We start from the raw sequence: 24,989 nt of genomic DNA on the forward strand, positions 1-24,989 counted from the left end.
CCAAGGAGAGTTGCATGCGGGAAGGCGCGAAGTGGGCGCACGGATTGATCGGATTGTTGTGGCTGGCAAGCCTGCCGGCCGGGGCGGCGACTTCGGTGCTGATCTGGCCAATCGACCCGGTGCTGGAGGCTGATCAGAAGGCCGGCGCCCTGTGGCTGGAAAACCGCGGTAGCGCGCCGGCCAACTTGCAGGTACGGGTATTCGCCTGGCGCCAGGGTGATTACCAGGAGCAGTTTCAGGCGCAGCGCGAAATCATCGGCAGCCCACCGGTGGCCAATATTGCCCCCGGGCAAAAGCAGCTCATTCGCCTGACCCGCACCGGCCCCTCGCCAGCCGGCCAGGAGCAGGCCTACCGCATCATCATCGATGAGATCCCGCCCGCCATCCCCGTGGAGAAGGCCGAGCCTGGCGCTACTGCGGCCATCCGCCTGCAGATGCGTTATTCGGTGCCTTTGTTCGTCTATGGCGAGGGCCTGTGGGGCAAGGCCGACCCCGAGGGCAAGCGCAATGCCGAGGGCGTGGGCAAGCCGCAGCTCAGCTGGCGCCCGGTGACCGTGCAGGGCAAACCCTACGTTGAACTGCGCAACACGGGGCCTGTGCATGCGCGCCTGACCGATGTGGTGGTGCAGCAAGGCAGCCAGAGCAAGCCACTGGCCGAGGGCCTGCTGGGCTATGTACTGCCAGGTGCCAGCATGCGTTGGCCGGCGCCGGTGGTACCGGCCAGTACCAGCGTGCTGAAGGGCAGGGTCAACGGCCAAGGCGCAGCAGACGCCATTCGCCAAGGCCAATGAGCCGGCAACTGAATGCAATGCAGGGGCCAGGGAGGACCCGGCAATGGTTGGAAACCGTGTGTGAAGTGGCTGAAGGCGACGACTCGCCGTTGGTGCCTGGGGCTGGCTATGATCGGCCCCTGCCTGGTGCTGGCCGACGACCTGCCCCCACCGCCCGCGGATCTTTCAGCCATTTCCGATGCCACCCTGTACCTCGACCTGCTGGTGAACCAGATGCCCAGGGCTGAGCTGGTGCCGGTGCAGCAGCGGGCCGGGCAGTTGTACCTGGACAGCGAGGTGTTGCGCGCGGCCGGTATCTCGCTACCGGGCAACCCACAGGGTGAGCTGGCGCTGGAAAGCATCGCAGGCTTGCACACCGACTACGACACCCAGAACCAGCGCTTGCTGTTGCAGGTGCCGGCGGCCTGGTTGCCTGACCAGCAAGTGGGCGACCGCAACCTGTACCCGGCCAGTGACGCCCGCAGCAGCTTCGGCGCGTTGTTCAACTACGACCTGTACCTGAACGACACGGATGATGGCGGTACCTACCTGGCCGCCTGGAACGAGCTGCGCCTGTTCGACAGCTGGGGCACCTTCTCCAGCACTGGACAATGGCGCCAGTCGTTCAATGGTGCTCAGGCGAACGATATGCGCCAAGGTTTCATGCGGTACGACACCACCTGGCGCTTCACCGACGAGCAGCGCCTGCTGACCTATGAAGCGGGTGATTTCGTGACCGGCGCCTTGCCCTGGAGCAGTTCGGTGCGCGTCGGCGGCCTGCAGCTGTCGCGTGACTTTGCTGCGCGGCCCGACCTGGTCACTTACCCGTTGCCGGCGTTCGCGGGCGAAGCCGCGGTGCCGACGTCACTGGACCTGTTCATCAATGGCTACAAGTCCAGCACCACCGAGTTGCAGCCTGGCCCTTATACCTTGACCAACGTGCCGTTCATCAATGGGGCAGGCGAGGCGGTGGTAGTCACTACCGATTCATTAGGCCGCCAGGTGTCGACCACGTTGCCGTTCTATGTCACCAGCAGCCTGCTGCAAAAGGGCCTGTCGGATTACTCGGTGGCAGCAGGCAGCTTGCGACGTGATTACGCCGTACGCGATTTCGCCTACGGCCCAGGTGTTGCTTCGGGCAGCCTGCGCTATGGGGTCAGCGACACCTTCACCCTGGAAACGCACGCCGAAACCTCCGAATCGTTGATGCTAGGTGGCCTGGGCGGCAACATGCGGCTGGGCAACTACGGCGTGCTGAACGCCGCGCTGGCGCAAAGCCGCTTCGACGGTGAAAAGGGGCACCAGGTTGCCCTGGGCTACCAGTACAACAGTCAGCGCATCGGCTTCAGCTACCAGCGCCTGCAACGCCACGGCGACTATGCCGACCTGACCCGTGTCGATGCCGCGGACATGCAGCTGAGCAAAAGCAGTGAACAGGTCACCCTCAGCCTCAACCTGAACGAGTACGGCAGCATCGGTGCCGGCTACTTCGACGTGCGCGCCGGTGATGGCACCCGCACCCGGTTGATCAACCTGAGCTACAGCAGGCCGTTGTGGGGCAGCAGCAGCGTGTACCTGTCGGCCAACCGCGAAGTGGGTGACAGCCAGTGGGCCGTGCAGGCTCAGTTGGTCATCCCGTTCGACCTGCATGGCACCTTGGCCCTGAGCATGGAGCGCAGCAAGGAGGGCGAGAGCCTGCAACGGGTCAACTACAGCCGTGCGGTGCCAGCGGGCGTCGGCGTTGGTTACAACCTGGGCTATGCCGCAGGCAGTGACCGCGATGCCTACCGCCAGGCCGACGTTACCTGGCGCCTGCAATCGGTGCAGCTGCAGGCCGGGGTGTATGGCAGCAGTGGCGAGATGACCCGCTGGGCCGACGCCAGTGGCTCGCTGGTGTGGATGGATGCCGGCGTGTTCGCCGCCAACCGCATTGACGATGCCTTCGTGGTGGTCAGCACCACAGGGTACGCCGATGTACCGGTGCGCTACGAAAACCAGGAGGTCGGCCGCACCGACGCCAACGGCCACCTGCTGGTGCCCTACAGCAGCGGCTATTACCGCGGCAAGTACGAAATCGACCCCATGGACCTGCCGCCAGACGTCCTCGCCGCCCAGGTGGAACAGCGCGTTGCGGTCCGACGGGGCAGCGGCTATTTGCTGGAGTTCCCGCTCGAGCGCGTGATGGCGGCCAGTGTCGAACTGGTGGACGGCAACCAGCAGGTGCTCAAGCTGGGCAGCCGCGTTACCCACGAGCAAAGTGGCAGCCAGGCCGTGGTGGGCTGGGATGGCCTGGTGTACATGGAGAACCTGTCGCCGCACAACCGCTTGCAGGTGGACATCGAGGGCGGCGGGCATTGCCAGGTGGAGTTCGACCTGCCTGACGCGCAGGGCACTGTGCCTTTGATTGGCCCATTGGTGTGCCGATGAATGCCTGGCTGCGGGGGCTGTGGGTGGGCATGCTGTGCCTGCCGGCAGGCTCGGCGTGGGCGCTGTGCGCTTCGGTGGCGACGTCGCCGGCAGCATTTGGCAGCCTGAATTCGACGCAGGTGCGTAACAACGTCCAGACAGCGTCAAGCCTTAACTCGGGCTTGCAGTGCACAGGCTCACTGCTGAGCCTGCTCAGCACCAATGACCATTTCTACGCCACGATCACGCCTGCTTCGGGCGGGTTGGTCGGCCCGACTGGCGACGTCATTGCCTACACACTGTATGCCGACAGCAGCACCAGCTACCCGATCACCCGGGGTGTGGCCTACGACTTTGCCCGCAACGGTATCCTCGACTTGCTTGGCTTGCTCGGCGGCACCACGCCCAAGGCCGTACCGATCTACATGCGAACCATAACGGGCAGTAACGTTGCGGCTGGGGTGTACCGAGAGAACCTGACCGTGGCCTGGAGCTGGAATTACTGCTCGGGGATCAGTTTGTTAGGGGTATGCCTGGGGCGTGACATCGGCTCAGGCAGCCAGGTCTTGAGCGTGAGCCTGACGGTGACCAACGATTGCCAGATCACTACCCCCAACATCAATTTCAACAGCGCGCCGGTGGTGGCGGGCTTTGGCACCGTGAACCAGAGCCTGAGTGTGTCGTGTACCAAGGGCAGCAGCTACACGGTGGGGCTGGATGACGGGCAGAATGTGTCCGGTGGGCGGCGGCGGATGAAGTCGTCGGCCAACAACTACCTGGCGTATGACATTTTCAAGAGTGCAGGGGCGGTGCGCTGGGGATCATCAGGGGCTGCAAGGCGTGCCAGTACCGATGCGGATGTGAACCCCGGCGCAGGTACCGGCACCGGTAGCCAGGTGTTCAACTACAACGCCAAGGTCTACACCGACCAGGCTACGCCGCCGGCTGCGACCTATTCCGACAGTGTGATTCTGGATGTGCAGTTCTGACAGCCTTCACCGTCACACCGCTGAAAACGGGTGCAATCCCTGTGGGGGCAACTGCCTTGCTCAATTTCTAAAAGCTGGCGCGAATCCCTGTGGGAGCGGGCTTGCCCGCGAACACGGGCGAAGCCCGTGCCATGCACCGCGGTGTCTTCTTCGCGGGCTCGCCCGCTCCCACAGGGTGTGGCGTCCGGCTGCCTGTTAGCGCAAATCCCCGACCATCTTCGCCAATGTTTCCAGCACCGCCCCGGCCAGTGCCTTCGACCGCGCACCCGACCAGCCGGTTACAGCATCGGGCGCATCGTCATGGTCCTTGAACGGCATTTCCAGCGTCAGTGACAGGCAGTCATGCGCCATCCCCACCGCGTTGCAGGCCAGCGTGGTGTTGGCCTGCCCGGGCTCATCGCGGGTGTAACCGTGCACCGTCTGGAAGTCCCGGGTCAGGCTGCACAACGTGCTGCGGAACTGCTCCTCCAGCTTTGCCAGCCGCGGCGTGTAGCCCGGGTTGCCTTCGCAGGCGGCGGTAAACACGTGGGGGATCTCTTCGTCGCCATGCACATCGACGAAGGCATCCACGCCGTACTGCTTCATCTGCGCCTGGGCAAAGAACACCTCCGGCGTCAGCTCGACGCTGGCGTCCTGCCAGGCACGGTTGAGGTCCTTGCCCTTGAAATTGGTACGCAGGTGGCCGAGGAAGGCGCCGTCGGGGTTCATGTTGGGGATCAGGTACAGGTCGGCCTTGGCCAGCAAGCCCTGGATCACCGTATCGTTGGCCTGCAAGCGGTCAATCACGCCTTCCATGAACCATTCGGCCATGTGCTCGCCTGGGTGTTGCTGGGCAATCAGCCACAGCTTGCGTTTGCCGTCGGCACCATCACCGGCACGCAGCAGGGGAATGTCGCGGCCCTGCACGCTGCGCCCGCTGGCCAGCAACGCGACCCCTGGCAACTGCTGCGCACGCTCGATCAACTGGTTGTGGCGCGCGCGCGGGTAGGGCTCGAAGTAGGCGAACCAGATTTGCGCCTGCTCTGCCTTCACCTCGAACGACAGCGCCGTGCCGTCGAACTGGCTGGGCACGCGGAACCAGCTTTGCTGGTCGTAGGAGGCCACGGCGTTGTAGCCGCTCCAGGCATTCTTGTACGAGGAACCCGAGGCGTTGTCGAGGCTGAAGCGATGGACCTGGCCCGGCGTCAGCCCGCTGACCTTGAAGTGGAACCACTGGTAGTGGCCGCTGTGGGTGTCCGGGCGGATGGCCAGGTGCACCTGGGCCGGGTTGCTGGCGTCCAGCACCTGGATGTTGCCGGAATCGAACGTGCAGTCGATCTGCAGGGGGGACAGCGTCACGGTCATGGGCCGGGCTCCTTCGGGGGGCTTTGTTGTAGGGGTACTGTACACGGCTTGGTTGCCCGGCGGCGCGTCAGGTATCAATCAATCGCAAGGCGGGCGGCCGGCCTTTTTGCTGTAACCCGTCTGTCATACGGTGCGTGCTAGGGTCTCGGCCCTTCCTGCATGAGTGAGCTTGATGTGTATCCGCGCATGACCCGCAAGCCCTTCATCCTCCGCTCCAGCGACATGCGCAGCGATGATTTCGCTGCCGTGTTCACGCAGATGTTCGGCAGCCTGTACGCCGACATGCCACCGCTGGCCGAGGGTATTCGCATCGGTGGTGTGTATGGGCGCTTCGATGGCATGAGCGTGCGGCGCATGCACTATGGCGGTGACTTCAGCATCACCTTGCCCACGCCAATGGACGAAATTACCTTCGTGCTGCCTACCGCGGGCAAGATCATGTTCGATCACCGGGGGACGGCGATGGGGGGCGCTCAGGTAGGGTTGGCGGTTGATAAACGTGATATCCGCGCGGTGCGCTTTGCCGAAAACCATGCGCAATATGGCATGTCGATCCGCCGTGGGTCATTTGCCGAACGCCTGTCGGTGTTGCTGGGGCGGCCTTTGCTGGTGCCGGTGAGTTTTGCGCCAGTGGTAGACCTGACGGTGCCGGCGTTCCAGGGGGTACGCGCATTGCTGGAGCTGGCCACTGGCACGCAGTTCGACCCGTTGATCAACAGCGGCATGCTGATGCCGGCACGCTTGCAGGAGATGTTGGTGGACGCGGTGCTGGAAACATGGCCGCACAATTACACCGAAGCATTACGCAGCCCCGCGCCGGCATTGGCACCGCGGCATGTAAAACTGGCAATGGCTTATTTGCGCGAGCACCCGGCCAGCCTGGTCAGTGGTACTGAGCTGGCGGGGCTGGCCAATGTCAGCTTGCGGGCGTTGCAGGATGGCTTTCGCCGCTTTGCCGGCACCTCGATTGTTGGCTATCAGCGGCAGGTGCGCCTGGAAAGTGCGCGCCGGCTGCTGGCGGGTGGGCAGGGCGGCTCGGTGGCCGAAGTGGCCTTGCAGCACGGGTTCAGCAACGCGGGGCGGTTTGCCCAGTACTTCCAGCAGGCGTTCGGAGTAAGCCCTGCCGAGGTGCGGCGAGGAAGCTAGCACCGCCTGGCACCAGCTTTGCCGGTGCCAGGCGGCGCAGGTCAGAACGCGTAGCTGGCCTTGAGGCTGCCACTCACCCCATGGCTGTCGCCACCGCCCAGGGCCGCCACTTCGGCACCGACACTCAACGCACCCAGGTTGGCCATCAGGTTGACGCCACCGCTGAACTGGTCGCGGTTGTCAAAGGCTGCCCGCTGTTCGATGTCCAGCCCCAGCAGGTGCCCTTGGCTGTCGACCTGATGATCACCCAAGGCATGTTCATAGCCCACCTCTACTCCAGGTACCAGCTGCCAGTTACCTGCCGGGATGGGTGCAAACGACACCTTGAGGTTGGCCATCGCACTGCGTCGGGTGGCTTTCAGGTCATCTACCTGAAGGGCCAGTTCGCTGCCTTTTTCCGTGAAACCGTCCAGGTCGACACGGCTGATCCGCAGCCCGAGGCTTGGCTCCAGCACCATGCCGTTGGCCGGCAGGCGGTAACCCAATGCAAGGCTGGCGCCGGCCAGGGTGCCATGGCTGTCGCCCTTGGCCGTGCCCAGGCCACCGCCCAGTTCGCGCTTGCTGGTGTAGTCAAGCCAGCCGGCACTGATGCCGGTGTCGATGAACAGCCCCTGTTCCAGTCCCCCCGGGGCAAAGCGCATGCCCAGGCTGAGGAAGGTCAGGTCTGTGTCGGCCTCGCCACTGCCGCCGCCCACATTCCCCTGGTTGTAGCCAAAGCCGGCGTAGGCGCTGAGCTGTTCGGCAAAGCGCTGCGTCAAGCCCACCATCAGCCCTTGGCTATGCTCGTTGCTGCTGGCCGCCTGGGCTGAGCCATCGGTGCCCAGGTAGCCCGCCAGCGCCGTGCTCCACAGGCGCGCCTGGCCGGTTTTGAGGTTACTGGCGTCGCTAAACGGCGAGGCTGCGCGTTCAATCAGGGCGCCCTGGCGCAGCAGGTAGCTGGCAGCATCCGCATGCACCTGGCCGCCCACGGTCGATTCCACACCGCCCAGGGTGCCGGCATCGATGGCTGATTGCAGGTAGTAGTTGTAGGCGCTGTAGCCGCCCGACAGCGAAGTGTCCTGCAAATCGCCCAACAGTTGCGCGCCGGCCGCAGCGTTGCCCAGCAAGCCAGCCTCGCCGGGCAGTGTGCCATAGCGCACCATCTTGCCGCGCAGCACGTAGATCGTTTCCTGGCTAAGGCCCAGGCCTTGCTTGAGGTAGTTGTCCATGCTGCCGTAGGTGGCGCTGATTTCGTCCAGGCCCGCCTGCAGGTAGCTGGCCTCGACGCCCAGCAACGGTGCGTAGATCTGGGCCATGCTGGCCGGCATTGCCGCCAGGGTGGCAGCCACGCGGGCGGCGGTATAGTCGTTGGTGGCCAGGTAATTGCTCATGATGGTGCCATCGTCTACCCCGGCGATGCTCAGCAGCACCGCAGCTGTCCAGCCCGTGCGGTCTTTGCCAGCGGTGCAGTGGAACAGCGCGGCACCGTCGGCGGCGGCCAGTTCATTGAACAGCACGGCAAACTGGCCACGCATGCCAGCGTCGCTCACGAAGGCGCGGTTGGTTTCCTGCATCATCGCCCGCGCCTGTGCGGCGCTGCTGAAGGAAATGTTGGTGATATTCGAGCCCGATGTGGTACTGCCGATGATGTCGATATTGGTGTAGCTGGCGCCCTGCGGCAGCGTATCGGGCGTGCTGGCGATTTCGCTCGGGGTGCGCAGGTCGTACACATCGCTGATGCCCAGGCCATTGAGCACTGCCAGGTCGGCGGCGGTCGGCGTAAGGGCATTGGAGCGGTAGAACACACCGGTGCGCATGGTGCCGTCATGGCTTGTGCTGTAGGCACTGGTGGTGCCGGCAATGTCGCGGAAGTTGTCCATGCCGGCCAGGCGCGGGGTGTCGAGCGCTTCAGCGGCGTTGGCGGTGGAAATGGCGAGGGTGAGCAGGGACAGGGAGCAGAGCACACGTTGCAGCACGGATCAGGCCTCAGGTGGATGGGTTGGGCTGGCTACTGTCCGTGGGCAAGATGAAACTGAATGTTACAAGTTGCGGTGAAGGGCAAAAGGCTGCGCGATCTGTCTTTTTCATGCGCAGGGTGTCCTGCGTCTGGTATGCAGCGTTAACTACCGCGGTCGCGTTGCCGCATGAGTTCTGAATGGTGCCTTTCCACAAAGGAGAGGCCCCAGATGCCATACCCCGCAGATTCCATCGACACCTTGATCGCCAGCCAGTTGCCCGAGTGGCTGACCCAGGCCTGCGCCACCCGCCTGTTAGAGCTGCATGACTGCTTGCACCGGCAACAGGCCGTGCAGCACCGTTTGCAGGCATTGTTCGGTGGCCTTGTGCCCCTGGATGACTTTGCTGCCCCCTTGCTGCAAAGCGCGCTTGCCGAGCAGCGCGTGCAGCCCCTGGATGTGCGCAAGGCCGTACTGAAAATGCACTTCGTCGAGCGCTATCCCACCGCGGACCCGAAAGCGCCGCCGAGTGTTCGTCAGCGCACCTTGCAGCACAGCTTGCTGGCCGCCGCGTTGCACAATTTCAGCGATGGCGAAAGCCGGTCGCTGGGGTTCTCTGACCAATCGAGGCTGCTCGATGAGCAAGGCAACGCCTTGGCCATGACGGCCAGGGCCTTTGCCGGGCTCTGCCGTACGCTGGATATTGGCGGGCAGTACCTGGCCTACCTCAAGGCGCAGCTCACTGCGCCGGGGGTGGCAGGGCAGCAGGTGGCGACACTGCTGGAGCAAGGCCATCGCCATGCGTTTGAAGCAGCTTTGCGCCTTGCTGCCCTCAAGGGTGATATGGGTGAGACCACCTTGGCGCAATGCCTGGCAGCGATCAGTAGCAACCCAGAGGGGGTAACGCGGATGCGACCGGTCGCCCTGCGCGTGCTGGGTAAGCGCGTACGTGGGGCCGTGGCCTTCGAACTGCACCGTGAGGGCGTGGGCGAGGGGCAACTGGAAGGCGTGCTGTGCTGGTTGCCTGACGACCCACACGGAGCAATGACGTGGCATGCGTCCTGGGATGCGCTGTTCATGGTGCTGGGCAGACGGTTTCGCTTGCCCGGTTACCCAGCGTACTTTCAGCGGTTCATCAGCGAGCGTGACCGCGAGCGGTACACACTGGCGCTGACCCAAGCGTTGGCACAAGGGGCGGAGCACACCCCCGTGGTGCTCGATGGGCGCCACGAAGTTATCCATGAGCCGGTGTTCCAGTACCTGCGCGCGACCCAGCTCGCGACCCTGTTCGACGACGCCCAGGTGTTGGCCGTGCCTACCGCCGTTCAGGACAGCGCCGAGCGTGATCGGCGGTTGCACTTCTACGTGAGCTCCGGTCTGGACCTGCTGGGGCTGGCGAGTTTCTATGTGCCGGCCTTGGGCCTGGCACTGCTCGGCATTGCTGCATTGCAGGTGGTGGATGATGTTTATGAGGGCTACGTAGACTGGCAACTGGGGGATCGACAAGGCGCGCTGGAGCATGCCCTGAGTGTGGCTGTGAACCTGGCACAGACCGCCGTGGCTGCCGGGGCTGGGGCGGCCTCGGAGCGATTGTTGCGCCGGGCTTCGATGGTCGATGCGCTGGCGCCGGTGCAAACCGTAGAGGGCCGGTACAAATTGGTCGACCCGCAATTGCAGGCCTATGCGTTGAGTGATGACCCTACATCCACCGGCCAGCACGCCAGGGTCGATGGCCAGCTTCGCGTTCGTACCCATCAGGCCGCCTACCGGGTGGCCGGCGACCCGCTTGAAGGCGAACTGCACATCCAGCATCCACAGCGTGATGGGGCCTACACGCCAACACTGCGGCATCTGGGGGCTGGCACCTGGCGGCATGAACTGGAAGCACCTCACACATGGCAGGGCGTCGAGTTGCTGCGGCGCCTGCGCAGTGGCCTGGCCGAGGTGGACGAGCAGGCCGCAAGTGATGCGCTGCAGGTCACGGGCTACGATGAAAACCGGCTGCGGGGCTTGCACCTGGAGGAGGGCGCGGCGCCGGCGCGCCTGCTTGATGCCTTGCAGCGCCAGCAGCTCCACGAACAGTTTCCCAGGCTACAAGGGGCTGCGTTTGAACAACATTTCATTGAACAGCAACGGGTAGCGTCACCTGCCGAACAGGTGTTGCAGCGTGATTTTCCGGGGCTGACGGCGCGTAGCACATATGAAATCGTGCAGCAGGCTGACGAGTTGCTGGTTGAGCAAATGCTCGACCGGCAGCGGGTGCCGCTGGCCCTGGCCGAGCAAGCCCGCTGGCTATTGAGGGACAGCCGCCTGGACAGGGCCTGCGCAGGGTTTATCCAGGCGCAGGCTGTGAATGGTGACACCGAGCGCCTGGCGTTCGGGCTGCTGGGGCAATGGCTGAGCTGGCCCGACACGCTGCGAATCGAGTTGCGCGAGGCGCAGCCCGGCGCCTTGCCCCTGGCCAGTATGGGCACTGAATCCGCCACCAGGGTGAATGTAATCGCCAAGGGGCGCCGCGGTTATCAGGCACTGGATGATACAGGCGTGCCGTTACCAGGCGCGGGCGAGGATGACACCTTGATGCAGGCGCTACTGTGGCAGTTGAGTGGAACACAGCGGCAGGCGCTGGGAGATGCAGGGCTGTCGGCAGATCAGCTTGCACAGGGGCTGGCACAGCGTGCCTATGCACAGCGTGATGAACTGGCAACCTTGCTAGGCATGGCGCCTGCGGCTGGCAGGGTGCGCCCCCCGGTGCGTCTTGGCGATGGCCGGCTCGGCTATCCACTCAGCGGGCGTGGAGAAAGCAGCGGCGAGGCGCTGCGCCAGGCGATCAGGCGCTTGTTCCCCAGATTTACCGACGCCCAGGTGGAGCACTTCATCGCCTTGGCCAGTGGCGAGGGCATCACGCCCTGGCAACGCTATTTCCAGCTTCACGAACAATCGCGCCTGCTGGACAACGCACTCATTGACTGGCGGCGAGCATCTGCCGGCCCGGTGCAAACGGTGCGTCGCGCCTGGGTGGCGCGGGTGATTCGCCGCGCTTGGCACCGCCAGCATCGGGATACCCATGGCAACTATCAGCTGTACATTCATGGCTGGCGTGTGGGTGCGTTGCCAAGGCTGCCTGAAGCTGTGGATTTCAGCCATGTCGCACGCTTGACCCTGCGCAACATGAGCCTGTCGGAAATCGAGCCCGGCTTCCTGCAGCGCTTCAGCCGGGTACATAGCCTGGACCTGCGTGGTAACCTGTTGATAGCGGTGCCCCCCGGTATCGAGCAATTGGTAGAGCTCGGCGAACTGAACCTTGCCCAGAACCACATCGCCCTGACCAACGAAGGTAACCAGCGATTGGCTGCACTGCACCGGCTTGAATCGCTCGACCTTCGCGGTAACCTGCTGGGCCGGGCCCCGGATGTGCGCGCGCTGTACCGCTTGCGAATCCTGAATTTGCGCACGACCGGGCTGCGCGAGTTGCCAATGGCTCTGCTTGAGTCACCCACGCTGGCCCTGATCGACCTGCGTGAAAACGGTATCAGTGAGCTCTCCGATGCACTGCTGCGATTGATCAGACGCGACCCGGGCCGGGTCTATCTGCATGGCAACCCCCTTTCTGCGTACGCTGTCTGGCAAATGCGCGAGCTTCTGGACAACCAGGCGGCATCCGTATTGCCCGTTCGTGACCATTATGAACCGCTGGAAGACGAGCGCTTGCGCTATCTGGAGGGCGTGGCGGCCGGCGACCACCCCCGTCGTCTGGTTCGATGGAGCAACCTGGCCGCTGAAGAAGGTGCGCAGGACTTGTTCCGCTTCTTTGCCGACTTTTCCAGGTCTGAGAATTTTCAGCACCAGCGCAGTGAAATGACCCGTCGGGTATGGAGCATCATCGAGGCTTGCGAGCTCAATGGTGAGGTGCATGAGGCGGTGTTTCAGCAAGCGGCCGGGCCACGCAGCTGTGCCGACCAGATGTTGTTGATCCTGAGTACCCTGGAGGTACGAACCCTGGCGGCGCAGCGTGCAGCCGGGCTTGAAGGGGCTTACGCCATGCGGCCGCTGTTGCAGTTGGGGCGCGAGCTGTTTCGCCTGGACCAGGTCGACCGTATCGCCAGCCGGCATATCCGGCAGATGCGCACAAGCGGCGACTTGCCAGTTGATGAAGTGGAAGTCCACCTGGCTTACCGGGTTGGCTTGGCGGATGCCCTCGATTTGCCCGGGCAGCCCTCGGCCATGAACTACAGGAACATCAGTGGCGTGAGCAACGATGACCTGGACCTCGCCAGGCTTGAGGTCACTCTTGCCGAGAACCCCGACGCGCTAAGCAGCTCGCTGGCCCAGCGCGACTTCTGGCAGCAATACCTACGACGTCTGCATGCCGACAGGTTCGAGGCCATGAGCGGGCCGTTCCATGAGCGGCTCGAGGTCGTTTTCGATCAACGTGAGCGAATGTCGGATCAAGCGTTCCGTGACTCGGTCCAAGCGCTTCAGGCTGAGCGTTCAACGGCTGAGCGGGAGTTGTACCTCGAACTGACCCGCGAGGCGTACCATCGGAGGTAAATGTGATTACGCATATTAGCTTATATCTTTTATCACTTTTATTTATTTGATGAGCCCCGCTACATTCGCAGTTCCTCCCACCTGCAAGGAACTGCGGATGCTCATTCGATCCCGCCTGCTGCTTTTCGCCGCTGCCATACTGCTTGCCACGCAGGCAGTGGCCAGTGACCGCCTGACCCTGCGCATCGGTGACCAGAAAGGCAACATGCGCGCCCAACTGGAGGCTGCCGATGCCTTGCGCGACCTGCCTTACGACATTCACTGGGCAGAATTCCCCGCCGCCGCACCGCTGGCTGAGGCGTTGAACGCCGGGGCGATTGATGCCGGCATCATTGGTGATGCACCGTTGCTGTTCGTGCTGGCTTCCGGGGCACCGGTCAAAGCCATCGCCGTGGACAAGTCCGACCCCTATGGGACGGCGCTGCTGGTGCGGCCTGACGCACCGCTGCACAGCGCTGCCGACCTCAAGGGCAAGCGCATCGCCACTGGGCGTGGGTCGATTGGCCATCACCTGGCGCTCAAGGCGCTGGACCAGACCGGCCTGAGCGAGAAGGACGTGGAGTTCCGCTTTCTTGGCCCGGTCGATGCCAAGATCGCCCTGGCCAATGGTTCGGTAGATGCCTGGTCGACCTGGGAGCCCTACACCGCGCTGGCCGAACTGAGCGGCCAGGGCAGGGTGCTGGTCAACGGTCGTGGGTTGTCCAGTGGCAACAGTTTCCTGGCCGCTACCGACAAGGCGCTGGAGGACCCAGCGCGCAAGGCCGCCTTGCAGGATTACCTGGCGCGCCTGGCCGGCGCCCAGGTCTGGGCCAATCAGCACCTGGACAGTTATTCGCAAACCCTGGCCTCGATCATCGGCTTCCCGCAGGACGCCGCCCGCTTGCAGTTCGAGCGCCGTCAGTTGCGTTGGCAGGCTATCGACACGAAGACCGTCAGCGAACAACAGGAAACCGCCGATTTCTACCACGCCCATGGCCTGATGGCTCAACGCCTCGACGTGGCCCCGACCTTCGCCAGTGACTTCACCGTGCCCGCCACGGACTCAGTGGCCCAACATTGACCCGGAGAGTTTCCATGCTGCATCGCAAACACTTGCGCCATCTGGCCCTGGGCCTGCTGCTCGGTGGTCTGCTGCCGTCGCTTGCCAGCGCCGAACAGACCCTGCGCATCGGTTATCAGAAGTCCTCCACGTTGCTGACCTTGCTCAAGGCCCGTGGAACGCTGGAGCAGCGCTTGCAGGCCGAGGGCATTCGCGTCAGCTGGCATGAATTCCCCAGCGGCCTGCCGTTGCTGGAGGCACTGAACCTGGGCAACGTCGACTTGTCGGCGGACGTGGCCGATACCGTGCCGGTGTTTACCCAGGCAGCAGGTGCCAGGCTCACTTACTTTGCACGTGAGGCGCCGTCACCCTCGGCGCAGGCCATTCTGGTGCCAGCCGGTTCGCCGCTCAAATCCCTGGCCGACCTCAAGGGCAAGCGGGTAGCCGTGACCAAGGCGGCTGGCAGCCATTACCTGTTGATCCAGGCCTTGGCCAAAGCCGGCCTGAGCTTCAAGGACATTACCCCGGCGTACCTGATCCCTGCCGATGGCCGGGCGGCGTTCGAAAATGGCCAGGTCGATGCCTGGGTTACCTGGGACCCTTACGTGGCCAGTGCCCAGCGCCAACAGAACGCGCGCATCCTCGCCGATGGCAACGAGCTGGCGAGTTACCAGCGCTATTACCTGGCCGGCAGCGATTACGCCAGGGCGCACCCTGATGTGCTGCAGCAGGTGTATCAGGCGCTGCGCGAGATCGGCACCTGGACCAAGGCCAACCCCGAAGCGGCCGCTCGGGTGCTGGGGCCGCTGTGGGGCAACCTGGACAGCGCCACAGTGCAGCAGGCCAATGGCCGGCGCAGCTATGACGTGCAACCGGTGCAACTGGACAACCTGGGCGAGCAGCAGCGCATTGCCGATGCCTTCTACCGCGAAGGGCTGCTGCCCAAACCGGTGGATGCCCGTGCAGTGACCGTGTTCGAGCCAAAGGCTGTCAATTGAGGATGCCTGTGCCGGCCTCTTCGCGGCTAAAGCCGCTCCCACAGGGAATTGCGCCTGCCTTGAGGTGCGCACTGAACCTGTGGGAGCGGCTTTAGCCGCGAAGAGGCCGGCACAAACAGCACAAAACAGCCGCTCCCACAGGGGCCGCGCAGATTCCGCAAGCATTGCCATCCTGCAAGCCAGGGGCACGCTGGCGCTGGGCTGATCAAAGGCCCAGTTCGCTCAACCCGGGGTGGTCATCCGGGCGTCGCCCCAGTGGCCAGCGGAATTTGCGCTCGGCTTCGCTTATCGGCTGCTCGTTGATGCTCGAATGGCGGTTCTGCATCAGCCCGTCGTTGGCAAACTCCCAGTTTTCGTTGCCATAGGCGCGAAACCACTGGCCGCTGTCGTCGTGGTACTCGTAGGCATAGCGCACGGCAATGCGGTTGCCGGTAAACGCCCACAGCTCCTTGATCAGGCGGTATTCCAGCTCGTGGTTCCATTTACGGGTCAGGAACGCTTCAACCTCGGCACGCCCACGGGGGAATTCGACGCGGTTACGCCAGACCGTATCCGGGGTGTAGGCGAGTGCAACCTTGGCCGGGTCGCGGCCGTTCCAGCCATCTTCGGCCAGGCGGACCTTTTCGATGGCACTTTCGCGGGTGAAGGGTGGCAGGGGTGGGCGGGACATCGCGGTACTCCTCGGGTCGGTTGGCTTTTAGCAGGTTAGCTGCCGGTGACGAGACGGGGAATGAATGTGTTCGGCATCGCGTCGGTATGCAGGCCATTTCTGATGCCTCACCCGTTGGCGCAATCAGTCGAGCTTGGCGGCCGGTATGGTCAATGTGGGGCTCAGGTTCTGATGCTGCGGTTGAGCGCCCAACGCAGGCATGCCGGCGTTGGGCGGCTTTGGCGCACGATGGGGGCTTAGTCCCAGGCCGGTGCCAGGCCGTCAGGGCTGACTTCGCGGCCGTTGCGTTCCAGCGAGGCAATGCGTGCCATGTCGTCGGTGTCCAGCTTCAGGTCGCGGGCTAGCAGGTTGCTGGCCAGGTTTTCGCGCTTGGTCGACGATGGGATGACCGCATAGCCCAGTTGCAGCGCCCAGGCCAGGGCGACCTGGGCAACGGTGGCCTTGTGCTTGGCTGCGATTTCGGCCAGGACCGGGTCTTGCAATACCTTGCCATAGGCCAAGGTCATGTAGGACGTGACGGTAATGCCTTGCGCCTTGAGAAACGCGGCGAGCTTGCTGTTTTGCAGGTACGGGCTGAGTTCGATCTGGTTGGTGGCGATTTCGCCATTGCCCACCTCGTCGATGGCCTGCCGGGTCAGCTCGATGTTGAAGTTGGAAATGCCGATCTGGCGGGTCAGGCCCAACTGTTTGGCCTCGGCCAGGGCCGCCATGTACTCGGGCAGTTTCACGCCATTGCCCGGGGCTGGCCAGTGGATCAACAGCAGGTCGACATGGTCGGTGCGCAGCTTGTCCAGGCTCTCACGCAGGCTGGGCACCAGCTTGTCGGCCGCGTAATTGTCGACCCAGATCTTGGTGGTGATGAACAGTTCGCTGCGTGGCACGCCGCTTTCTGCGATGGCCTGGCCGACTTCGGCTTCGTTCTTGTAGATCTGTGCAGTGTCGATGACCCGATAGCCCAGCGCCAATGCGGACTTGACCGAGTCGATCACGGCCTGGCCGGTGAGGCGGAAGGTGCCGAGGCCGAAAGACGGAATGCTCATGGGAATACTCCTGAAAAGTGCGGTGACGATCATGTGAAGGCCAGTTTGTCGCGTGCAAAGGCATTGAGTAAGCCGCTGTAGCGTCAAAGTCATTTGACGTACAGGCACGAATCACTTTTCAAACGAAACAGCCCGCCAAAAGGCGGGCTGTCGGGAAGCGCGAAACGATCAGCGGCGGCGGAACAGCGGCAGCGGCTCGTCGGTGGCGGCCTGGTAGGTCACCGAGAAGTCTTTCAGGCTTTGCAGCGCGTCTTCCGGGTCCTTGTCGGCACGGATGGCGAACGCGTCGAAGCCGCAACGGGCCATGAAGAACAGCTGGTCACGCAGCACGTCACCAATGGCGCGCAGCTCGCCCTTGAACTTGTAGCGATCACGCAGCAGGCGCGCGTTGGAGTAGCTGCGCCCATCGGTGAACGCCGGGAAGTTCAGCGCGATGACCTGGAAGTGCTGCACGTCCTCGCCGATTTCTTCGGCTTCTTCGTCGCTGTCCAGCCACACGCCCAGGCCGCCGTCGCGGGCCTTGAGCACGTGGGCGTGGTCGCGCCACAGTTGCAGCGGAACGATGTAGTCGTCGCAGTTGGTCAGTTCGTCGAAGAGCGTTTCCTTGGGCAGCAAGTGCCAGGTTTCGTCGACGATCTGGTTGTTCTTAATGATTCGCTGCATAGACGCGTTCCTTGAAGGGGTCGATGCCGATACGCTGGTAGGTGTCGATGAAACGCTCTTCCTCGGTGCGTTGCTCGACGTACACGGCGATCAGCTTCTCGATCACATCGGCCATGGCCTCCTGGGCGAACGATGGGCCGAGGATCTTGCCCAGGCTCGCGCCGCGTGCGGCGTTGCCACCCAGCGACACCTGGTAGAACTCCTCACCCTTCTTGTCCACGCCGAGGATGCCGATGTGGCCCACGTGGTGGTGGCCGCAGGCGTTCATGCAGCCGGAGATGTTCAGGTCGATTTCACCGATGTCGAACAGGTAGTCCAGGTCGTCGAAGCGGCGCTGGATGGATTCGGCGATAGGGATCGACTTGGCGTTGGCCAGCGAGCAGTAGTCACCGCCCGGGCAGCAGATGATGTCGGTCAGCAGGCCGATGTTCGGGGTGGCAAAGCCGCCTTCGCGCAGTTCCAGCCACAGCGCGTGCAGCTGGCGCTGCTCGACGTCGGCGAGGATGATGTTCTGCTCGTGCGAGGTGCGCAGGAAACCGAAGCTGTAGCGTTCGGCCAGGTCGGCCACGGCGTCCAGCTGCTTGTCGGTCAGGTCGCCCGGAGCAACGCCGGTAGGCTTGAGCGACAGGGTCACGGCCACGTAGCCAGGGCGCTTGTGCGCGCGGGTGTTGCGCGAGCGCCAGCGGGCGAAGCCTGGGTACTCGGCGTCGTGCGCGGCGTAGTCGACGTTGTCGAGGGCCAGGTACTCGGGGTCGACGAAGTGGCGCGACACGCGCTGCACTTCATCTTCGGTCAGGGTGGTGTTGCCGCCGCGCAGGTGGACCATTTCGGCCTCGACCTTCTCGGCGAACACTTCTGGCGTGAGTGCCTTGACCAGGATCTTGATCCGCGCCTTGTACTTGTTGTCACGGCGACCGTAACGGTTGTACACGCGCAGGATGGCGTCCAGGTAGCTGATCAGGTCCTGCCATGGCAGAAACTCGTTGATGAACGAGCCCACCACCGGCGTACGGCCCAGGCCACCGCCTACCAGTACACGGAAGCCCAGCTCGCCGGCCGCGTTGCGCACCGGCTCCAGGCCGATGTCGTGCACTTCGATGGCGGCGCGGTCTTCTTGCGAACCGTTGATGGCAATCTTGAACTTGCGCGGCAGGTAGGCGAATTCCGGGTGGAAGGTGGTCCACTGGCGGACGATCTCGCACCACGGGCGCGGGTCGATGATCTCGTCTGCAGCCACACCGGCAAACTGGTCGGTCGTGGTGTTGCGCAGGCAGTTGCCGCTGGTCTGGATCGCGTGCATCTGCACGGTGGCCAGCTCGGCGAGGATGTCGGGGATGTCTTCCAGCGCCGGCCAGTTGTACTGCACGTTCTGACGGGTGGAAATGTGGGCATAGCCCTTGTCGTAGTCGCGAGCGATCTTGGCCAGGGTGCGGACCTGGGTGGCGTTCAGCTGGCCGTACGGCACGGCGACACGCAGCATCGGCGCGAAACGTTGGATGTAAAGGCCGTTCTGCAGGCGCAGAGGGCGGAATTCTTCTTCGCTCAGCTCACCGGCCAGGTAGCGGCGGGTCTGATCCCGGAACTGCTTGACGCGGTCCTCGATGATCCGCTGATCGTACTCGTCGTATACGTACATAAAAGTCCTGTCTCAGGCATGCAGCTATTCGCGCGCACGGCCGCGCACTCCGGTACGGAGCCGGGGAAAGATAGCAGGTTGGGTTTATGCGCTAAAGTGATGTTTTTGCATATGAAAAGAACCAAATGGACTATGTGAGACTGACTGCCATTTGTGCGCTGGCCGTAACCAGGCGTTTATAATCCGGTGTTTGCTTCACAGAGATGTAACCCCATGCTCAAGGCCCTGTGCCAAAGCTTGTGTCTTGCCCTGCCGCTGGTAGCAAACGCGCAGTCGGCGTCGGTGGTGTTCCTGAACCCGGGGCTGTCCACGGAAACCTTCTGGACCAGCTATACCCGCTTCATGCAGGCCGCCGCAGACGAATTGGGCATGACCCTGCGGGTGGAGTACAGCGAGCGCCGCGCCGACCTGGCACTGAGCCAGGCCAGGTCGATTCTGAATGGGCCGCAGCGGCCAGATTACCTGGTGCTGGTCAATGAGCAGTACGTGGCTCCGGAAATCATGCGCCTGTCGCGTGGTACCGGGGTCAAGCTGCTGCTGGTCAACAACGGCCTGACGGCCAGCCAGGCCCGCAGCATCGAGGCCCAGCCCGAAAAGTATGCCGAACCACTGGGCACCTTGACGACCAACGACGACGAGGCGGGCTTCCAGATGTTGCACCAGATGGTCGCGCGGTTGCCTCGTGACAGCTTCCCGGTGGACCTGGTGGCCTTCGCCGGGGTCAAGACCACACCTGCTTCGCAGCAGCGCGAAGAGGGCATGCGTCGCGCCTTGGCCGACTTCCCCCAGGTGCGCCTGCGCCAGGTGGTGTATGGCGGCTGGAACCGCCAGCGAGCCTACGAGCAGGCGCGCGTGTTGCTGGAGCGCTACCCGGATACCCGCCTGGTATGGTCGGCCAATGACGAGATGGCCTTTGGGGCCATGCAGGCGTTCGAGGAAGCAGGGCGCAAGCCTGGTCGCGATGTGTTGTTCGGCGCCGTCAACAGCTCGCCCGAGGCCTTGCGTGCGCGTATCGACGGGCGCTTGAGCGTGCTGATGGGCGGGCATTTCAGCCTGGGCGGTTGGGCCATGGTCATGTTGCACGACGACGCTCAAGGGCTGGCGTTGAACCGCGATGGCTTGCGCGAGCACCGTGTGCCGTTGCTGCAATCCATTGACAAGGCCAAGGCGCAGCGTTGGCTGAAACTGCTGGGGCGGGCCGACTATGGCGTCGATTTTCTGCAATACAGCGCCGAAGGGCGGCCGGCCAGCTACAAATACCCGTTTTTGACGTCACCGGTCGACTATTGAAAGACCCTGCTTGAGGGAAGGGCATTGCTCGTCTTAACTGCTGGTTGTGAAGTGCATTCCCATAACCACTACAAGAGGCAATGCAATGGGAAACTCAACCAAGGTCCGCAAAGCTGACAGCAGTGTCGATGCCTGGGCGATCCTCTGCCTGATCGTCCTGGTGGTAGTCACTGCCGTGTATTGGGTCAGCCACCAGTGACTTGAAACTTTAGACCGTGATGTAGCCAGGGCGCCTGCGGGAGGGAATCTCGCGGGCGCTTTTATTTCGCCTGTGCCGGCCTCTTCGCGGGTGAATCGGATCGCCGCACCGCCGCTCCCACAGGGACCACATCGGCTAGCGGGTGAGGTGCAGGGCCAGTTGCACCAGGCCGATCAGCACGGCAATGAACACCAGGGTGAACAGCGTGCCCAGCGCGATGAAATGGCTGGCCTTGCCGTGGGTGAAGTCGCGGGTGCGGTTCTTGCCGCTTTGTACGCCGAAGGCGGCGGCAAGGATGCTGTGCAGCATCTGCCAGAAGGTTGGGGGTTTGCCCTGGCTGGAATCGTCCATGGTGGCTCCTGGGGAATCAGAGGCAATCAGGGACAGTGTAGGCAATTGAAATGAGGTTGCCTGTGCCGGCCTCTTCGCGGGCTTGCCCGCTCCCACAGGGATCGCGCCATACCTGTGGGAGCGGGCAAGCCCGCGAAAAAGCCAGCGCGGGATTAGCTGTCGTACCCCAGGTTAGGCGCCAGCCAGCGCTCGCTCACGCTCACATCCTGGCCTTTACGCGCGCTGTAGCGCTCGATCTGGTCCTTGTCGACCTTGCCCACGGCAAAGTACTGCGCCTGCGGGTGGGCAAAGTACCAGCCACTGACCGCCGCCGCCGGGAACATCGCAAAGTGCTCGGTCAGGAACACGCCACTCGGCCCGGTTTCGCCGATGGCGGTGCCATCGAGCAGGCGGAACAGCGTTTCCTTCTCGGTGTGGTCAGGGCAGGCCGGGTAGCCCGGGGCCGGGCGGATACCGCTGTACTGCTCCTTGATCAGCGCTTCGTTGTCCAGGTGCTCGTCGCGGGCATAGCCCCAGTACTCTTTACGCACCCGCTCGTGCAACCATTCGGCACAGGCCTCGGCCAGGCGGTCAGCCAGCGCCTTGACCATGATCGAACTGTAGTCGTCGCCTTTGTCCTGATAGGCCTTGGCCACTTCCTCGGCACCGATGCCGGCAGTGGTGATGAACCCGCCTACATAGTCGGTGACGCCGCTGGCTTTTGGTGCGACGAAGTCGGCCAGCGACCAGTTGGGCTTGCCGTCCGGCTTGATGGTCTGCTGGCGCAGGTGGTGCAGGGTAGCCAGTGGCTGGCCGTCGTCGCCGTACACTTCGATGTCGTCGTCAGCCACCTGGTTGGCCGGCCAGAAGCCGAACACCGCACGGGCACTGATCAGCTTTTCGTCGATCAGCTTGTCGAGCATCTCGCGGGCATCCTTGTACAGCGCCGTGGCAGCTTCGCCGACCACTTCGTCGGTGAGGATGCGCGGGAACTTGCCGGCCAGGTCCCAGGAGATGAAGAACGGGGTCCAGTCGATGTATTCGGCCAGGGTGCGCAAGTCGATGTCTTCCAGCACCTTGACGCCAGTGAAGGAAGGCACCGCCGGTTGGTAACCGGCCCAGTCGTACTGCGGCTTGGCAGCGATGGCCTGGCTGTAGCTCAGGCGCTCGGTGCGGGCAGTGCGGTTGGCGGTGCGCTCACGTACGTCCACGTATTCCGCACGGGTCTTCTCGACGAAGCCTGGCTTGAGTTCCCTGGACAGCAATTGGGTGGCAACGCCTACCGCGCGCGAGGCGTCGGTAACGTAGATGACCGCATCGTTGCTGTACTTCGGCTCGATCTTGACCGCAGTGTGCGCCTTGGAGGTGGTGGCCCCGCCGATCATCAGTGGCAGTTCGAAGCCCTGGCGCTGCATTTCGCGGGCAACGTGGACCATCTCGTCCAGCGATGGGGTGATCAGGCCAGACAGACCGATGATGTCGCACTTCTGTTCGCGGGCGGTTTGCAGGATTTTCTCGGCCGGCACCATCACGCCAAGGTCGACGATGTCGTAGCCGTTACAGCCAAGTACCACACCCACGATATTCTTGCCGATGTCGTGCACGTCGCCTTTTACCGTGGCCATCAGGATCTTGCCTTTGGCTTCCGGCTTGTCGCCTTTTTCGGCTTCGATGAACGGGATCAGGTGCGCCACCGCCTGCTTCATCACGCGGGCCGACTTGACCACCTGGGGCAGGAACATCTTGCCCGCACCAAACAGGTCGCCGACCACGTTCATGCCGTTCATCAGCGGGCCTTCGATCACTTCGATCGGGCGTGCGCACTGCTGGCGGCACTCCTCGGTGTCTTCAACGATGAACGCGGTAATGCCTTTGACCAGCGCATGCTCCAGGCGTTTTTCCACCGGCAGCGAGCGCCATTCTTCGTTTTCCACCTCCTTGGTGGCGCCACCGCCCTTGTAGTCGTCGGCAATGGCCAGCAGTGCGTCGGTGCCGTACGGGGTGCGGTTGAGCACCACGTCCTCGACCTTCTCGCGCAGCTCGGCCGGAATTTCGTCGTAGATCTCCAGCTGGCCGGCGTTGACGATACCCATGGTCAGGCCGTTCTGGATCGCGTGGAACAGGAACACCGAGTGGATCGCCTCACGCACCGGGTTGTTGCCACGGAACGAGAACGACACGTTGGACACACCGCCCGAACTCAGCGCGTGCGGCAGGTGGTCACGGATGTAGGCACAGGCCTCGATGAAATCGACGGCGTAGTTGTTGTGCTCTTCGATACCGGTGGCGACGGCAAAGATGTTCGGGTCGAAGATGATGTCTTCGGGCGGGAAGCCCACTTCGTTGACCAGGATGTCGTAGCTGCGCTGGCAGATTTCCTTCTTGCGCGCGGCGGTGTCGGCCTGGCCGACCTCGTCGAAGGCCATGACCACCACGGCAGCGCCGTAGCGCTTGCACAGGCGGGCGTGGTGCTTGAACTGCTCGACGCCTTCCTTCATGGAAATGGAGTTGACGATGCCCTTGCCCTGGATGCACTTGAGGCCCGCCTCGATCACTTCCCACTTGGACGAGTCGATCATGATCGGCACGCGCGAGATGTCGGGTTCGCCGGCAATCAGGTTGAGGAAGCGGACCATGGCGGCCTGGGAGTCGAGCATCCCTTCGTCCATGTTGATGTCGATCACCTGGGCGCCGGCCTCGACCTGCTGCAGGGCGACTTCCAGTGCTTCGGTGTAGTTCTCTTCACGGATCAGCCGGGCGAACTTGGCGGAACCGGTGATGTTGGTGCGCTCGCCGACGTTGACGAACAGTGACTGGCGGTCGATGGTAAACGGTTCCAGGCCCGACAGGCGGCAGGCCTTGGCGATTTCAGGGATCTCGCGCGGCTTGTACTTGGCCACCGCTTCGGCAATGGCCTGGATGTGGCCCGGGGTGGTGCCGCAGCAACCGCCGATGATGTTCAGAAAGCCGCTGGCGGCGAATTCTTCGACCACTGCGGCCATTTCGGCCGGGGTCTCGTCGTATTCACCGAAGGCGTTTGGCAGGCCGGCGTTCGGGTGGGCGGATACGTGGGTATCGGCCTTGGTCGACAATTCTTCCAGGTACGGGCGCAGGTCCTTGGCACCGAGGGCGCAGTTCAGGCCCACGGAAATCGGCTTGGCGTGGCGCACCGAGTTCCAGAAAGCCTCGGTGGTCTGGCCCGACAGGGTGCGGCCGGAGGCGTCGGTGATGGTGCCGGAAATCATGATCGGCAGTTCGACGTTGTCGTCCTCGAACACCTGCTGCACGGCAAAGATCGCCGCCTTGGCGTTCAGGGTGTCGAAAATGGTTTCGATCAGGATCAGGTCGGCGCCGCCCTCGATCAGGCCACGGGTGGCCTCGATGTAGTTTTCTACCAGCTCATCGAAGGTGACGTTGCGGTAGCCGGGGTCGTTGACGTCCGGGGAAATCGAGCAGGTGCGGCTGGTAGGGCCGAGCACGCCGGCAACGAAGCGTGGCTTGTCGGGGGTTTCCAGGGTCTTGGCATCCGCTACCTGGCGGGCGATGCGCGCGCCTTCCACGTTCAGCTCGTAGACCAGCGACTCCATGCCGTAGTCGGCCTGGGAAATCTGCGTGGCGTTGAAGGTGTTGGTTTCGAGGATATCGGCGCCGGCATCCAGGTAGGCCTTTTCGATGGCAGCGATCACGTCCGGGCGGCTGAGCAGTAACAGGTCGTTGTTGCCTTTTACATCGCTTGGCCAATCGGCGAAACGCGTGCCACGATAGTCGTGTTCCTCCAGGCGGTAGCTTTGGATCATAGTACCCATGCCGCCGTCGAGGATCAGGATGCGCTCTTTGAGTGCGTTCTGGAGTGCTTGGAGACGAGCGCTGCGGTCGGACATAGGAACTACCTGGTCGGGCAAATATCAGAAGGTGCGGAATCATAACAAAGCTGCGCGGTTTTTAGGCGTATCGCCAATTTGCATGAAAACTGCTCATGTTGCT

General features: G+C 63.3%; 16 protein-coding genes. 8 read left to right on the plus strand and 8 right to left on the minus strand.

Annotated elements, in window-relative coordinates; all coding sequences use genetic code 11:
* Window positions 1-14: 14 nt before the first annotated feature.
* From ACIQUI_RS17845 to ACIQUI_RS17855, 3 genes are all read left to right on the plus strand, one after another.
* Window positions 15-791: a molecular chaperone gene (locus tag ACIQUI_RS17845; protein WP_403200977.1), complete on the plus strand. Its 777-nt coding sequence runs from the start codon at window positions 15-17 to the stop codon at window positions 789-791.
* A 108-nt stretch (window positions 792-899) separates the two neighbouring features.
* Window positions 900-3,197: a fimbria/pilus outer membrane usher protein gene (locus ACIQUI_RS17850; protein WP_403200980.1), complete on the plus strand. Its 2,298-nt coding sequence runs from the start codon at window positions 900-902 to the stop codon at window positions 3,195-3,197.
* Entirely contained in the window at window positions 3,194-4,165 is a 972-nt protein-coding gene (locus tag ACIQUI_RS17855; protein ID WP_403200983.1) for a spore coat protein U domain-containing protein, read from the plus strand. The genes ACIQUI_RS17850 and ACIQUI_RS17855 overlap by 4 nt, the downstream gene beginning before the upstream one ends.
* Window positions 4,166-4,360: 195 nt before the next feature.
* Here ACIQUI_RS17855 and ACIQUI_RS17860 read toward each other — a convergent pair whose 3' ends face one another.
* Window positions 4,361-5,509 carry a M14-type cytosolic carboxypeptidase gene (locus ACIQUI_RS17860; protein ID WP_403200986.1) on the minus strand — a complete coding sequence of 383 codons (1,149 nt, stop codon included), beginning with the start codon at window positions 5,507-5,509 and terminating at the stop codon, window positions 4,361-4,363.
* A gap of 159 nt (window positions 5,510-5,668) precedes the next feature.
* Here ACIQUI_RS17860 and ACIQUI_RS17865 point away from each other — a divergent pair, with 159 nt between their 5' ends.
* Complete coding sequence (locus ACIQUI_RS17865; protein WP_403200988.1) at window positions 5,669-6,655, plus strand: AraC family transcriptional regulator; 987 nt, start codon at window positions 5,669-5,671, stop codon at window positions 6,653-6,655.
* Between the two features lie 41 nt (window positions 6,656-6,696).
* Here ACIQUI_RS17865 and ACIQUI_RS17870 read toward each other — a convergent pair whose 3' ends face one another.
* A complete protein-coding gene (locus tag ACIQUI_RS17870; RefSeq protein WP_403200990.1) occupies window positions 6,697-8,610 on the minus strand; it encodes a tyrosine-protein phosphatase in 1,914 nt (637 codons plus the stop codon).
* A gap of 210 nt (window positions 8,611-8,820) precedes the next feature.
* Here ACIQUI_RS17870 and ACIQUI_RS17875 point away from each other — a divergent pair, with 210 nt between their 5' ends.
* The 3 genes from ACIQUI_RS17875 to ACIQUI_RS17885 all read left to right on the plus strand — a co-directional run bounded on the left by ACIQUI_RS17875 (window position 8,821) and on the right by ACIQUI_RS17885 (window position 15,177).
* On the plus strand, window positions 8,821-13,140 hold the full coding sequence (locus ACIQUI_RS17875) for an NEL-type E3 ubiquitin ligase domain-containing protein (protein ID WP_403200993.1): 4,320 nt from the start codon (window positions 8,821-8,823) through the stop codon (window positions 13,138-13,140).
* A gap of 103 nt (window positions 13,141-13,243) precedes the next feature.
* Complete coding sequence (locus ACIQUI_RS17880) at window positions 13,244-14,200, plus strand: ABC transporter substrate-binding protein (protein ID WP_403201156.1); 957 nt, start codon at window positions 13,244-13,246, stop codon at window positions 14,198-14,200.
* Window positions 14,201-14,214: 14 nt separating this feature from the next.
* Window positions 14,215-15,177: an aliphatic sulfonate ABC transporter substrate-binding protein gene (locus ACIQUI_RS17885; protein ID WP_403200995.1), complete on the plus strand. Its 963-nt coding sequence runs from the start codon at window positions 14,215-14,217 to the stop codon at window positions 15,175-15,177.
* Window positions 15,178-15,382: 205 nt separating this feature from the next.
* On the opposite strand, the gene ACIQUI_RS17890 is transcribed toward ACIQUI_RS17885, so the two are convergent.
* The 4 genes from ACIQUI_RS17890 to ACIQUI_RS17905 form a co-directional block, all read right to left on the minus strand.
* Window positions 15,383-15,847 carry a DUF1348 family protein gene (locus ACIQUI_RS17890; RefSeq protein WP_403200998.1) on the minus strand — a complete coding sequence of 155 codons (465 nt, stop codon included), beginning with the start codon at window positions 15,845-15,847 and terminating at the stop codon, window positions 15,383-15,385.
* Between the two features lie 236 nt (window positions 15,848-16,083).
* On the minus strand, window positions 16,084-16,887 hold the full coding sequence (gene dkgB, locus ACIQUI_RS17895) for a 2,5-didehydrogluconate reductase DkgB (RefSeq protein WP_403201000.1): 804 nt from the start codon (window positions 16,885-16,887) through the stop codon (window positions 16,084-16,086).
* A 168-nt stretch (window positions 16,888-17,055) separates the two neighbouring features.
* Window positions 17,056-17,550, minus strand: coding sequence for a DUF934 domain-containing protein (locus ACIQUI_RS17900; RefSeq protein ID WP_403201003.1), 495 nt, complete (start codon window positions 17,548-17,550; stop codon window positions 17,056-17,058).
* The gene (locus ACIQUI_RS17905; RefSeq protein ID WP_403201005.1) at window positions 17,534-19,186 is read right to left on the minus strand and encodes a nitrite/sulfite reductase; all 1,653 of its coding nucleotides are present in this window, start codon (window positions 19,184-19,186) and stop codon (window positions 17,534-17,536) included. The genes ACIQUI_RS17900 and ACIQUI_RS17905 overlap by 17 nt, the downstream gene beginning before the upstream one ends.
* Before the next feature lie 213 nt (window positions 19,187-19,399).
* Between ACIQUI_RS17905 and ACIQUI_RS17910 the strand changes: the two genes are divergently transcribed.
* Window positions 19,400-20,476, plus strand: a complete 1,077-nt coding sequence (locus ACIQUI_RS17910; RefSeq protein ID WP_403201007.1) for an ABC transporter substrate-binding protein — start codon at window positions 19,400-19,402, stop codon at window positions 20,474-20,476.
* A gap of 334 nt (window positions 20,477-20,810) precedes the next feature.
* Here the strand turns inward: ACIQUI_RS17910 and ACIQUI_RS17915 are convergent, their stop codons facing one another.
* Window positions 20,811-21,026: a DUF2970 domain-containing protein gene (locus ACIQUI_RS17915; RefSeq protein ID WP_403201010.1), complete on the minus strand. Its 216-nt coding sequence runs from the start codon at window positions 21,024-21,026 to the stop codon at window positions 20,811-20,813.
* A gap of 152 nt (window positions 21,027-21,178) precedes the next feature.
* On the minus strand, window positions 21,179-24,886 hold the full coding sequence (gene metH, locus ACIQUI_RS17920) for a methionine synthase (RefSeq protein ID WP_403201013.1): 3,708 nt from the start codon (window positions 24,884-24,886) through the stop codon (window positions 21,179-21,181).
* Window positions 24,887-24,989: the final 103 nt, after the last annotated feature.

Origin of the sequence: Pseudomonas sp. NPDC090592, from assembly GCF_044769185.1 — a bacterium.
GTDB lineage: Bacteria > Pseudomonadota > Gammaproteobacteria > Pseudomonadales > Pseudomonadaceae > Aquipseudomonas.